General features: G+C 37.5%; 10 protein-coding genes. All 10 read left to right on the plus strand.

The genetic code is table 11. The features are described 5' to 3' along the window. The first annotated feature begins 157 nt into the window (after positions 1-157). The 10 genes from ON09_RS17610 to ON09_RS17650 all read left to right on the plus strand — a co-directional run bounded on the left by ON09_RS17610 (position 158) and on the right by ON09_RS17650 (position 13164). Complete coding sequence (locus ON09_RS17610) at positions 158-1855, plus strand: membrane protein (RefSeq protein ID WP_010602386.1); 1698 nt, start codon at positions 158-160, stop codon at positions 1853-1855. 192 nt (positions 1856-2047) lie between these two features. Continuing rightward, positions 2048-2782, plus strand: a complete 735-nt coding sequence (locus ON09_RS17615) for an NUDIX hydrolase (RefSeq protein ID WP_010602387.1) — start codon at positions 2048-2050, stop codon at positions 2780-2782. 279 nt (positions 2783-3061) lie between these two features. Further along, a complete protein-coding gene (locus ON09_RS17620) occupies positions 3062-4531 on the plus strand; it encodes an HU domain-containing protein (RefSeq protein WP_010602388.1) in 1470 nt (489 codons plus the stop codon). Beyond that, on the plus strand, positions 4531-5235 hold the full coding sequence (locus tag ON09_RS17625) for a MotA/TolQ/ExbB proton channel family protein (protein ID WP_010602389.1): 705 nt from the start codon (positions 4531-4533) through the stop codon (positions 5233-5235). The genes ON09_RS17620 and ON09_RS17625 overlap by 1 nt, the downstream gene beginning before the upstream one ends. Next, positions 5235-5636, plus strand: coding sequence for an ExbD/TolR family protein (locus tag ON09_RS17630; protein ID WP_010602390.1), 402 nt, complete (start codon positions 5235-5237; stop codon positions 5634-5636). Before ON09_RS17625 ends, ON09_RS17630 begins: the two co-directional genes overlap by 1 nt. Then, positions 5636-6475, plus strand: a complete 840-nt coding sequence (locus ON09_RS17635) for a hypothetical protein (RefSeq protein ID WP_010602391.1) — start codon at positions 5636-5638, stop codon at positions 6473-6475. The genes ON09_RS17630 and ON09_RS17635 overlap by 1 nt, the downstream gene beginning before the upstream one ends. Before the next feature lie 143 nt (positions 6476-6618). After that, positions 6619-7206 carry a bifunctional folylpolyglutamate synthase/dihydrofolate synthase gene (locus ON09_RS26690; RefSeq protein ID WP_316927819.1) on the plus strand — a complete coding sequence of 196 codons (588 nt, stop codon included), beginning with the start codon at positions 6619-6621 and terminating at the stop codon, positions 7204-7206. A gap of 220 nt (positions 7207-7426) precedes the next feature. Further along, positions 7427-7909, plus strand: a complete 483-nt coding sequence (locus ON09_RS26695; RefSeq protein ID WP_316927820.1) for a glutamate ligase domain-containing protein — start codon at positions 7427-7429, stop codon at positions 7907-7909. Between the two features lie 69 nt (positions 7910-7978). Then, positions 7979-9634, plus strand: coding sequence for an alkaline phosphatase PafA (gene pafA / locus ON09_RS17645; protein ID WP_010602392.1), 1656 nt, complete (start codon positions 7979-7981; stop codon positions 9632-9634). Positions 9635-9792: 158 nt separating this feature from the next. Continuing rightward, positions 9793-13164: a methylmalonyl-CoA mutase family protein gene (locus tag ON09_RS17650; protein ID WP_010602393.1), complete on the plus strand. Its 3372-nt coding sequence runs from the start codon at positions 9793-9795 to the stop codon at positions 13162-13164. Positions 13165-13201: the final 37 nt, after the last annotated feature.

Consider the following 13201-nt stretch of genomic DNA (forward strand, 5'->3'; position numbering starts at 1 on the left):
GCATTTATTCTCTTATCTGACAACTATGTTGCTTTGAAAGATAATTTACAAGCAAAAAGTACACTTCTAAGCATCATTGATAATTATGAAGGCAAGGATGATATCATCCCGACAGCCAAAGAAAAACTAGAAAAACTAAACCAGAAGAAGTAGAATTATGAAGTCGATTAAATATATATATAGTTCACTGTTTTTTTTAGCTGCTGGATTAATGACTGCTCAGGCGCAGGATAAAAAGCCAGAAGAAAAAACGGTAGTAAACGAGGAAATTGAAGTTGTTCGCCCATACAAACCTATTTTAGCAGAAGCAGTAAAACTGAGAAGAAGTCCGAATTTGGATGATGTAAAAACTTATAAAGCAAAATTAAATTATAGTATAACTGATCGAAAACTGGAGTTGAACAGCGATATCCAGAAATTGCAGGCACAAGCTCTGGCGGAAGAGAAAGCAAGTATCTTGGTTAATAATTATGTGAAAGGTGCATTTGGTTCGTTATCAACTTTATTAGGTGAGGCTTATTTCAATACCGGCAAAGATGAAGGTCTTCAGCTAGGTGGCTACATTAAGCACTTTAGTCAGGAAGGAAAGCTGAACAAACAAAACAGCAGCAACCAACAATTAAGTGTTTTTGGGAGAAGTATTTTAGAAGAAAACACCGTTAGCGGACGCATCAATTTAGAACGCAATGGAACCTATTTTTACGGGATTGACAACGCTAATCCAGCCTTAAACCCTGATCCTCAGAAACAGGCATTTTCGCTTATTGAACTTGAAGGAGAATTGGTTAAAAATTTTACCGAAGATGAAGACGCTTTAAGTTATGCGGTTAAAGCAAACGGATACCTTTGGAATGATAAATTTAGCGCCAAAGAGAGTTATTTAAGCTTGAACGGTTATTTAAACAAACGCATTAGTTCATTTAACCTCGGATTAGCTGCCTCAACTGAATTTGGCAATACGAAAGATGCCCTAACCAGTGTGGGCAATAATTTATTGCGTTTAAATCCTTACATCCGTTTACAGGTTAAAGGTGCAAAAGTTACCGCAGGAATTAATTTCGTTCAGGAATTCGGCGCTTACAGCAGCTCAAAATTATTCCCTTCGGTAACAGCAGATTTCACTTTAGTTCCAGATTATTTACAGGTTTTTGGAGAAGTTAAAGGAGATGTAAACAGAAACTCGATGAAGAGCTTTACGGATGAAAATCCTTGGTTAAACAGCAACATCCTGGTAAAAAATACAGTTGAAAAATTAAGTATCAGTGCAGGTATTAAAGGTACCGGCGGGCCAGGTTTTGGCTACAAAGCTCGTTTTTACATGAAGCAGTTTGATGATATGCCTTTGTTCATCAACAATTTTGATGATTTTAATAAGTTTGACGTGATTTACGATTTCAGTAAAACAAAGTTAACGGGCTTAGAAGGCGAAATTTCGATTCAGGTAAGCGATGCGTTAAAATGGACAGGAAAGCTAAACATTGACGACTGGAAACCTGCATCAGAAACCTACTCTTGGTTTAAACCTGGATTAAAAGTGAATTCGAATTTCGTTTACACCTACAATAAAAAGTTGAGTTTTAACGCTGGCGTTGTCATTCAGGATGATGTAAAAGCAAAAGTAAATGTTCAGCAACCCATAAATCCGTTGCAATACTTAATTCCAAATCCAGGTATTGAATCTATTGTTACCGTTAAAGGTTTTGTTGATTTAGGCGTTGGTGCGGATTATAGAATTAACAATAAATTTTCGGTATTTGCAAAGGCTAACAATATCCTAAATTCGAACTACAGCAGATATTTATATTATCAGGTGAATGGGTTCAACATTTTTGGAGGATTAACTTATTCGTTTTAATCAAAAAACTTCAACCCAATAATATTTAAACCAAAAGGCCTTCAAAATTTGAAGGCTTTTTGGTTTAACACAGATTGATAATTGAGATCGCAAAGCGACGATTTAAATGTTTCTGAGCAAACTACTACTTATGGTTTAGCTAAGTAAAACAAATCATTAATTTAGTATTCTCAAAAAACATAGGAAACGCCAATGATCATTCAAGAGATTCAAGATGCAAGTGCCGAAATGTGGAAATCATCATTGCCACATGTTTCAATAGATAGTGTTGTATTTGGTTTTAAAAATGCGAGTTTAAATGTATTGCTGTTAAAAATAAAAAATGATGACCACTGGATTTTGCCCGGTGGCTACATCAATAAAAATGAATCTATTGATGATGCTGCGCAAAGAATCCTGTTTGAACGCAGCGGAGCTGATAAAATTTTCTTGAATAACTTTGGTGTCTTTGGTGATTTAAACCGATCGGAAGATTATTTTAAAGATTATCCTGATCATTTGTGGCATAAACAACGTTTTATCACCATTGGCTATTATGCCCTGGTTAATCAAAGTGATGTAACGCCTGTCATCGATATATTTTCTGACAGCTGCGAGTGGGTTTCAGTAAATCATTTACCAAAAATGGCGATGGATCATCAGTCAATAATTATGAAAGCATTGGCTGCTTTGCGGGAACACATCAGTTATAAACCCATTGGATACAACTTGCTTCCCGAACATTTTACAATGCCAGAACTTCAATCATTATATGAAACGATATTGGGCCAAAAACTAAATCGTGGTAATTTTTATCGCAAAATAATGCGATACAACATTCTAACTAAGCTTGATGAGCCTCGAAAAGGCGGTGCTCACAAAGCGCCACATCTTTATAAATTCGATAAAGAGAATTATGACCAAGCATTAAAAGGTTTAAATTGGTAGCCATTAGGTTATTGTGTTATTGCTATTCTAACTTTTACTTAAATTCAATCATCATAAAATATTGCCATTTGGTTCATAACATACCATTTCTATCTTTGTAACCGTTATCTTTGAAAGGATGAGCAAAATATCTTTCGAAACATTATAATTTGCATGATTAAAAAAACAACCAAATCTTATTATAACATCTCCCTTAAGGCAGAAATGCTTAATTGCCGCTCAAAACACTATTTAACGGTAGAATATATTTTTTTAACTTTAAACGCTTAATTTTACCGGATGAACATCTTATCATACCTTTTAGAACTCTTGCAACAACGTAAGGAAGTTGGTATTTCTGGCTTAGGGACTTTCTATAAAAAGAAATCGCCTGGCCGTTATGATAAGGAAAAACAATCATTTCTGCCACCGAGCTATACCCTAAACTTCTCTTCGGATGTAAAGCTTGATCAATCACTGGCAGATTATATTTCAGCTCAAAGAAACATTTCTGTAGAAAGTGCCGATTACTACATTTCACAATTTGTTGGTGAAGTAAAACAAAAACTTGAAGAAGAGCATGAGGCTGATTTGGAAAACATTGGTAGGTTATTCTTTACTGAATATGAGGGCTTAAGTTTCGAAGCAGCTAAAAACATCAATTATGGTTCTGAATTTTATGGTCTTCCTCCTTTAGCTGAAGTATCGGCAGAAGAAAGCGAACCAGCGCCAAAAGATGAAGATGATGAAATTTATGATGAGATTGCCGAAGCTCCTTTATCACCGACTGAACCAAAGGCAACAGCACACATCCATCCAATTATTGAAAACATTGAGCTGGATGAAGTTAACGATGATTTAAAAAACACTTTAAAACATACAGAAAAGCAGGCTGAAGAACATGATGTTCCTGAGTTCATAAAAGAACAGCATGCAACGCATCCTAACCGTTTTGGCCACACGCCAGAAGATGAAGAAGCTGTAAGGGCTTTGCACAAGGATAACGTTCCGGTTCCGGAAGCAGTAGTTGAGCAACATGAGGAAAATCCGGAAAGATTTGGACATACTCCTGAATCAGAAGTGCCTAAAACCTATATCAACCTGGAAGAAGAAACGCCAAAGGAAGAAACTGTTATAGAAGCACCAAGCTTTATTAAGGAGCAACATGCAGAACATCCTAACCGTTTCGGTCATGACCCAATAATTAACCAAACTGATCAGGAGGAAGAGAAATCGGTTTGGCCGAAAATTCTTATTGCAATTTTTGCGCTGCTGCTGATTGGTGTAATCATTTATTTTATTAAGCCTGATTTGTTCAATCGCCAAACGGCAACTAACCCACCGGTTCTGGTTCCTGTGGTTGATTCACCTAAAAATGGAGTTGATACCACAAAAATAAAACAGGATTCTATAGCCAAAACTGATAGCATATTGAAGGCAAATCAGGTAGGTGTAATGAAAAAGGATACTGCACAAGCCAAAACCAGCGTTAATACTAAGCAAACGCCTGTGGTTTCTCCAGAGAAAACGATGTTTCATGTTATTGCTGTATCTTATGAAACAGAAGCCGCCGCACAACGATACATTGCTAAAGTGAAAAAGATTGGTCTTAATGCAACTATTGCAAAAATGGAAGGCAAAAGAAAAAAAGTAAGTATTGCCAGCTTCCCTACTAAAGATGAAGCGACCAAACAAAAAGATATCCTTCAGAAAAAATTAAAAGGAGAAGGGTTTTACGTTAAAGAAATAAAAAACAACACACAACCATAATGATAACTTTATTAATTCAGGACACCACACAAGCACTTCAAGACACAGCAAATGCGGTTAACCAAGCATTAACTCAGCCAGAGCCGGAACTGCATTTCATCGATTTACTTTTTAAAGGCGGATGGGTAATGATTCCATTGGCATTCTTAGCCTTTTTAGCATTAATTATTTTTGTTGAGCGTTATTTAACCATCAAAAAGGCCACTAAAGATGAGTCTAACTTAATGGGGCAAATCAGATCGTATATCCAATCGGGAAATTTAGATGGAGCAATGTCTCAACTAAGAAACAACAATTCTCCATTGAGCCGCATGTTGCAAAAAGGTTTAAAACGCATTGGCCGCCCAATTAAAGAGATTGAGGGAGCCATAGAAAATGTTGGTAAACTGGAGGTTTCCAAATTAGAGAAAAACATTAGTATTTTAGGAATTGTTGCCGGTATTGCGCCAATGTTGGGTTTCGTAGGTACAATTGTTGGGGTAATTACCATCTTCCACCAGGTATCCATTAAAGGTGCCATTGAAATCGGAACCATTTCCGGTGGTTTATATACCAAAATGATTACTTCAGCTACAGGATTAATTATTGGTATTATTGCATATGTTCTTTACCATATCCTAAACATCATGGTAGAAAAAATTATCCTTAAAATGGAGACAGATGCAATTGATTTTATTGACTTATTAGAGGAACCAGGTAAATAATGAACTTACGCAAAAGAACAAAAGGGTCAGTAGAAGTACATACTTCAGCGTTGAACGATATTATGTTCTTCCTGATGCTGTTTTTTCTATTGGCATCGGCGGTAGTTAATCCTACTGTGGTTAAGCTTTTATTGCCCCAATCATCTAGCGGACAACAATCTACCGCCAAAAAAGCAGTTACCGTTACGATAGACGAAAATTTAAAATATTTCGTTGATAAAAAACCGGTGACCATCGAAGAATTACAGCCAACTTTAGAAGCTTATCAGAAATTAGCACCAGACATGACTATCCTGTTATATGTGTCTCGTAATGTAACTTACCAGGATGGTTTTGTGGTAAATGATATCGCAAATAAGTTAAAACTGAAACTTGTTGTAGCTGTTGAGCCTAAGAAATAATGAACTACAAAGCACAAAATATAAATAACGAAGAAAACAATTATCCGAAGGCTATTGCCATCTCTACAGGGATAATGGGTTTTCTGTTGTTAATTAGCTTTTTTATTGTAATTGGTTCTTTCCAGCCACCTGAAGAAGTGGGTATGGGTGGCATGGTAGTTAACTATGGAACCTCAGCCGAAGGGATGGGAGATGATTATACCAGTATTGAAGAACCATCTGCTGATCCGAATGCAAATGGAAAAGCGCCTGATAAAGTAACGCCTGAAGAAAAAGTTACGCCTACTACCACAAGTGAAAATAGTGATAAAGAAGTGCAAACGCAAAACACGGAAGAGGCTATTGCAGTAAATACAAAACCAACAAAGGCAACTACAACTGCACCTACTCCTGCAACCGAAGATAAACCTTCTAAACCAGTGATCAATCAAAATGCGCTCTACAAGGGTAAAAAGAATACTGGTCAGGGTCAGGGTGATGGAACAGGAAACAAACCGGGAAATCAAGGCGATAGAGATGGAGACCCATTGGCTTCTAACTATGGTGAAGGTGGTTCTGGAAACGGAAATGTCCAACTATCGCTGGCAAGCAGAAAATTTATCGACATCCCTCGTATTCAGGATGATGGTCAAAGCGCCGGTAAAATAGCAGTACAAATACGTGTAGATAAAAATGGAAAAGTGGTAGAAGCCCGTGCCGGAGCTAAAGGAACTACCCTATCTGATTTAGCACTTTGGAAAAAATGTGAGCAAGCGGTTTTAGGAGCGAGTTTAAATAAATTGGAGTCAGCGCCTGATGTTCAAACAGGGATCGTGATTTTCCGCTTCAGGGTGAATTAAGGACATTTGGAAATATTATTAAAGCACAGGCTAACCACCTGTGCTTTTTTGTTTTCTAATAATATCATAGATACAAGGTCTAACCATTAAAATCTTCCCAAAGTTCATTTCGTAATCGCAAATTCAGCTTATATTTGCTTATAATGATGAACTACCAGCAAACGCTTGATTATTTATATAGCAAACTGCCCATGTTTACCAGGGTTGGCGCTTCAGCTTTTAAAAAAGACTTAACCAATACGATCATATTTTGTGAAGCGTTAGATAATCCTCAACAAAAATTTAAGACCATCCATGTCGCAGGTACCAATGGAAAAGGTTCAACTTCACACATGCTTGCAGCTATTTTGCAAGCGCAAGGCTACAAAACAGGCCTATACACTTCGCCTCACTTAAAAGATTTTCGCGAACGCATTCGCATCAATGGAAAAATGATCAGAAAAAACGAGGTCATTTCTTTTGTTAAAAATCAAGAAAAACTAATTGATGAGGTTGAGCCTTCGTTTTTCGAGGTCACCGTTGCAATGGCGTTTGATCACTTTGCCAAACATCAGGTTGATGTTGCCATTATTGAGGTTGGCTTAGGCGGCCGACTGGATTCTACAAATATCATTCAGCCAGAACTTTCGGTAATTACCAATATCAGCATGGACCATACCAATATGCTGGGTAATACTCTGGAAGAAATTGCTGGCGAAAAAGCGGGGATTATTAAAAAAATACGCCCGTAGTAATTGGTGAAAAACAGGCAAAGTCTGCTCCTGTATTTATTGCTAAAGCTAAAGAGATGAATGCCCCTATCTTATTTGCCGATGCGATCTTAACGGCACAAAACTTCAAAATCAGAAATGCCAAGCTTTCTTTGGCAGTTTACCAGGATGATCAAATTAAATATGAGAATCTAATTTGCGATCTCACTGGCACGTACCAACACAAAATATTTTAACAGTATTGCAATCAATAGCCTTATTAAATACAACAACAAAATTTCAGGTTTCTAACGATAGTATCTATGCTGGCCTGAAGCAAGTAAAAAAATTGACTGGCTTGCAGGGGCGTTGGCAAACATTAAGCAAAAACCCTTTAGTAATTTGTGATACAGGACACAATGAAGCGGGCATTGCAGAAGTAATTAAAAATATAGCACAAACTCCATTTGAAAAGCTACATATTGTTTTTGGAATGGTGAAAGATAAAGATATCTCAAAAGTACTTTCCATGATGCCCAAAAATGCGACCTATTATTTTTGCAAACCAGATTTAGAAAGAGCGTTAGATGCTAACGAGCTAAAAAATCAAGCAAAAGCATTTAAACTATACGGAAAATCTTATCCATCAGTAGTTGATGCTAAAGTAAATGCGATGAATTCAGCCAAGGAAAACGATCTAATTTTTATTGGTGGCAGTACATTTGTTGTAGCAGAAGCGATATAAAATCTTTACATAATCTTCAAAATATCTTCATTTAAAAATTGTTACTTTAGTCCTTTAACTAAAAACAGAATGAAGAAAATATCTTATTTACTCTTTTCCCTATCTCTATTTTCCATCTCTATTGCAAACGCTCAAACTAAAAAAACCACTGCTCCGGTAAAAGCATTTCCCGCAGAAGTCGCTCGCCCGAAACTCGTGGTCGGTATTGTTGTCGATCAGATGCGTTGGGATTACCTTTACCGCTTTTACAATCGCTATGGCAACGGTGGATTCAAAAGATTAATAAATGAAGGCTTTTCTGTAGAAAATACGCTGATTCCATATACGCCAACCTATACAGCTGTTGGCCATACTACCATTTACACAGGTTCAGTTCCTGCTGTTCATGGAATTATAGGCAATGACTGGTACGATTCAGAAACGAAAAAAAATGTTTACTGTACAGAAGATTCTACAGTGGTAACCGTTGGAAGCAGCCCGTCTTCAGAAGGTAATATGTCGCCAAAAAATATGCTGACTACAACTATTACTGATGAGTTGAGACTGGCGACAAACTTCAAAGGAAAAGTGATAGGGATTTCATTGAAAGATAGAGGTTCCATTCTTCCTGCCGGCCATGCGGCAAATGCTGCTTATTGGTACCAGGGAAGCACCGGTAACTGGATTACAAGCACTTATTATATGAATGAGGTTCCGATGTGGATTGCTGATTATAATAAAATGAAGCTTGCGAACAAATTTTATGCTAAAAACTGGGAAACATTGTATCCAATTAGTACCTACACCAGCAGCACAGCTGATGAAAAAGCTTATGAGGGTAAAAACAGTACATTCCCTCATCTCTTGGCTCAAAACATTGATAAAAATTTTGATGCCATTAGAAGCACACCTTATGGCAACACCCTTACCTTAGATTTAGCTAAACTTGCAATTTTATCAGAAGATTTAGGACAGGATAACATCACTGATTTTCTTGCAGTGAGCTGTTCATCAACCGATTATGTGGGCCACGCTTATGGACCAAATTCAATAGAGCTTGAAGATACATATTTACGTTTAGACAAAGATTTTGAAGATTTCTTCAATTATTTAGATAAGAAAGTAGGTAAAGGAAATTACACTGTATTTCTAAGTGCAGATCACGCAGTTGCCCATGTTCCTGGTTTTATGAAAGAGAATAAGCTTCCGGCAGGTGTTGTGAGTGATAGAGACATTGTTTTTAAATTGAACGCTTTTCTAAATGAGAAATTCAAAGTGAACAATGTAGTGCTGAAATCGATGAATAATCAAATTCATTTTGATCATGATAAAACCGATAACGGAAGTGTAAGTTTTGATGTGATCAAAGCGGCTTCAATCGAGTTTTTGAAAAGATTTGATGGATTTGCAAATGTAGTTGATATTTCCCGTGTCTCTCTAGCTACATTGCCTGAAGTACAGAAAAAAATGATTACTAATGGCTACAACGCCCGTAGAAGTGGCGACTTATATTACATTTTAAATCCGAACTGGTTTAATGGAAGCAGTACAGGTACAACTCATGGCAACTGGAATCCATACGATGCACATATTCCATTGGTGTTTATGGGCTGGGGAATTAAACCCGGTGCAACAAATAAAACACACTACATGACAGATATTGCGCCAACCCTTGCTGCATTACTGCACATTCAAATGCCAAATGGTACTGTTGGAGAACCCATCACTGAAATCACCAACAAATAAAATTAAGCCACCTCAAAAAGGTGGCTTTCTTGTTTATAAACAGTATCAATACCATTATAAAAGCCTCAAATTACAACTATTTGCTACATTTGTTGAACCAAATATATTCGGAACAAGCATTACAGAATTTCATTTTGTGATGTCATAAATCCTATAGTATGCAGCAAGTAGAAATATATAAGCCAAAAAATAAAATTCGTTTTGTAACTGCAGCAGCGCTGTTTGATGGGCATGACGCGACCATAAATATCATGCGTCGCATTCTGCAATCTTCAGGTGCAGAGGTTATTCACCTTGGCCATAACCGCTCCGTTGATGAGGTGGTAAATTGTGCTATACAAGAAGATGTGCAGGGAATTGCCATGACCTCTTATCAAGGTGGTCACATCGAATATTTCAAATATATGTTCGATCTTTTGCAGGAACGTGGTTCTGGACACATCAAAATTTTCGCAGGTGGCGGTGGTGTAATTCTTCCAACAGAAATTGAGGAATTGGAGGCTTATGGGATTTCCAAAATCTATTCTCCAGATGATGGCCGCAAAATGGGTTTGCAAGGCATGATTAACGATATGTTAATCAAAACAGATTTTGTGACTAAAACCGAAATCACCAATGAATTACAAACCATCCCCAATAAAGAAGTAAAAGCAATCGCCGGAGCAATAACTGTGGCAGAAAATGATCCGGAAGGCGCCCAGACTTTTGTGAATGAGCTGAAAAAATTATCACAAAACAATCAGGCACCTATTTTAGGAATTACGGGAACTGGCGGCGCCGGAAAATCATCCCTGGTTGACGAACTGGTGCGCAGATTTTTAATAGAAGTTAAAGATAAGACGCTTGCCATTATTTCCGTCGATCCCTCAAAGAGGAAAACGGGTGGGGCACTATTAGGCGACAGGATTAGAATGAACGCCATCAATAATCCACGGGTGTATATGCGTTCGCTCGCTACCCGTCAGGCTAATCTGGCCTTATCTAAAAATGTTCAGGAGAGTATCGATATCTGTAAAGCAGCAGGCTACGACTTAATTATTGTCGAAACTTCTGGAATTGGCCAGTCGGATACCGAAATCACAGAACATTGCGATGTTTCTCTATATGTAATGACTCCGGAGTTCGGTGCAGCTACACAGCTCGAAAAAATAGACATGCTCGATTTTGCAGACCTGGTAGCAATAAATAAATTTGATAAAAGAGGTGCTTTGGATGCCCTGCGTGATGTGAGGAAGCAATATAAACGCAATCACAATATCTTCGATGCCAAAGATGATGACATTCCAGTTTATGGAACTATGGCATCTCAATTTAATGATCCTGGGATGAACAATTTATTTGTTGCCTTAATGGAACAAATAAAATTAAAAACTGGAACCGATTTCAAAGCCAAAATGGAATTGACCTCCGATCAATCAGAAAAGATTTATATTATTCCACCAGATCGAATCCGATATCTTGCAGAAATTGCTGAATCTAGCCAAACCTATAATGAATGGGTTGATAAACAAACCTCAATAGCAAGAAAAATGTATCAGTTGAAAGGTGTGTTAGATTTGGCTGAAGAAAATCAATCATTGGGGTTGGGCAATGGACTAAAAGATGCCTATTCGTTTTTCGAAGAGCAATTAGATGGAGAGTGCAAACGCCTGCTTCGTCAATGGCCTGAAACCAAAAAAGCATATAAACAAGAATTTTTCATTTATAGCGTACGCGATAAGGAAATCAAACAGCCACTTTTTTACGAATCACTCTCAAAATTGAATATTCCAAAAGTTTCATTGCCACGTTATGAAGACTGGGGAGATATTCTAAGATGGTTACTTACTGAAAACCTGCCTGGAGAATTTCCATATGCTGCAGGTGTTTTTCCGCTCAAGCGAGATGGTGAAGATCCAACCCGCATGTTTGCGGGGGAAGGTGGTCCGGAGCGAACTAATAAACGTTTCCACTACGTATCTTTAGGACAACCAGCACACAGGTTGTCTACAGCCTTTGACTCGGTAACACTTTATGGTGAAGATCCGCACATTCGCCCTGACATTTATGGCAAAATTGGTAATTCTGGTGTTAGCATTGCAACATTGGATGATGCGAAGAAACTATATTCAGGGTTTGATTTATGTGCACCTTCAACATCAGTTTCCATGACCATTAACGGGCCTGCTCCAATGCTTTTAGGGTTTTTCATGAATGCCGCAATTGATCAGCAATGTGAAAAATATATCATTGAGAGTGGTTTGGAGGATGAAGTAAATAGAAAGATCGAAACCATCTACAAAGCAAAAAACATAGAAAGACCTTCTTATGATGGAAATCTTCCGGAGGGCAATAATGGTTTGGGCTTAATGCTTTTAGGGGTTACGGGTGATGAAGTTTTACCAGCTGATATTTATGCTCAAATTAAAGCAAAAGCAATAAGCTCAGTTAGAGGAACGGTTCAGGCAGATATTTTGAAAGAAGATCAGGCACAAAATACCTGTATCTTTTCTACAGAATTTGCATTAAGGATGATGGGCGATATTCAAAAATATTTTATCGATGAAAAAGTCCGGAATTTCTATTCCGTGTCTATTTCAGGATATCACATTGCCGAGGCTGGTGCAAATCCGATTTCACAATTGGCCTTTACCCTAAGCAACGGATTTACCTTTGTAGAATACTATTTGAGTAGAGGCATGCATATTGATGATTTTGCCCCCAACCTTTCCTTCTTTTTCTCTAATGGAATAGATCCTGAATATGCCGTAATTGGTCGGGTTGCACGAAGAATCTGGGCAAAAGCAATTAAAAATAAGTACAAAGGAAATGATCGTTCACAAAAATTAAAATATCATATTCAAACTTCGGGCAGATCGTTGCATGCCCAGGAAATTGATTTTAACGATATCCGCACCACGCTTCAGGCACTATATGCAATTTACGACAATTGTAATTCACTTCATACCAATGCTTACGATGAAGCCATCACTACGCCTACCGAAGAATCAGTGAGAAGAGCAATGGCCATTCAACTAATCATTAACCGGGAATTAGGATTAGCCAAAAATGAAAATCCACTACAAGGTGCTTTCATTATTGAAGAATTAACTGACCTGGTTGAAGATGCAGTGCTGCAAGAATTCAAAAGGATTAATGACCGTGGTGGCGTACTTGGGGCAATGGAAACCATGTACCAACGCGGAAAAATTCAGGAAGAAAGTTTGTATTATGAAACATTAAAACATACCGGAGAATATCCGATTGTTGGTGTAAATACTTTTCTAAATAAAAATGGTTCTCCTACAATTGTTCCTGGAGAAGTGATTAGAGCAACTGAAGAAGAAAAACAATATCAAATTTCCGCTTTAAAAAAGTTTCAGGATAGAAACAATGATAAATCAGCTGATTCATTAAAACAACTTCAAAAGTCGGCTATAGCGGGAGATAATATTTTCGAACAGTTAATGGAAGTTTGCAAAGTTTGCTCACTTGGTCAAATCAGCAATGCATTATATGAAGTTGGTGGCCAATATCGAAGAAACATGTAAATGAAATATTAATACATAAAAAAAGGTTCTTTCCGTA

The organism is Pedobacter agri PB92 (assembly GCF_000258495.1).
Taxonomy (GTDB): Bacteria; Bacteroidota; Bacteroidia; order Sphingobacteriales; family Sphingobacteriaceae; genus Pedobacter; species Pedobacter agri.

Bases quoted from the DNA above. Each gene is read 5' to 3' on its own strand.
- ON09_RS17610 (WP_010602386.1), top strand. From the start codon at position 158: ATGAAGTCGATTAAATATATATATAGTTCACTGTTTTTTTTAGCTGCT.
- ON09_RS17615 (WP_010602387.1), top strand. From the start codon at position 2,048: ATGATCATTCAAGAGATTCAAGATGCAAGTGCCGAAATGTGGAAATCA.
- ON09_RS17620 (WP_010602388.1), top strand. From the start codon at position 3,062: ATGAACATCTTATCATACCTTTTAGAACTCTTGCAACAACGTAAGGAA.
- ON09_RS17625 (WP_010602389.1), top strand. From the start codon at position 4,531: ATGATAACTTTATTAATTCAGGACACCACACAAGCACTTCAAGACACA.
- ON09_RS17630 (WP_010602390.1), top strand. From the start codon at position 5,235: ATGAACTTACGCAAAAGAACAAAAGGGTCAGTAGAAGTACATACTTCA.
- ON09_RS17635 (WP_010602391.1), top strand. From the start codon at position 5,636: ATGAACTACAAAGCACAAAATATAAATAACGAAGAAAACAATTATCCG.
- ON09_RS26690 (WP_316927819.1), top strand. From the start codon at position 6,619: ATGATGAACTACCAGCAAACGCTTGATTATTTATATAGCAAACTGCCC.
- pafA (WP_010602392.1), top strand. From the start codon at position 7,979: ATGAAGAAAATATCTTATTTACTCTTTTCCCTATCTCTATTTTCCATC.
- ON09_RS17650 (WP_010602393.1), top strand. From the start codon at position 9,793: ATGCAGCAAGTAGAAATATATAAGCCAAAAAATAAAATTCGTTTTGTA.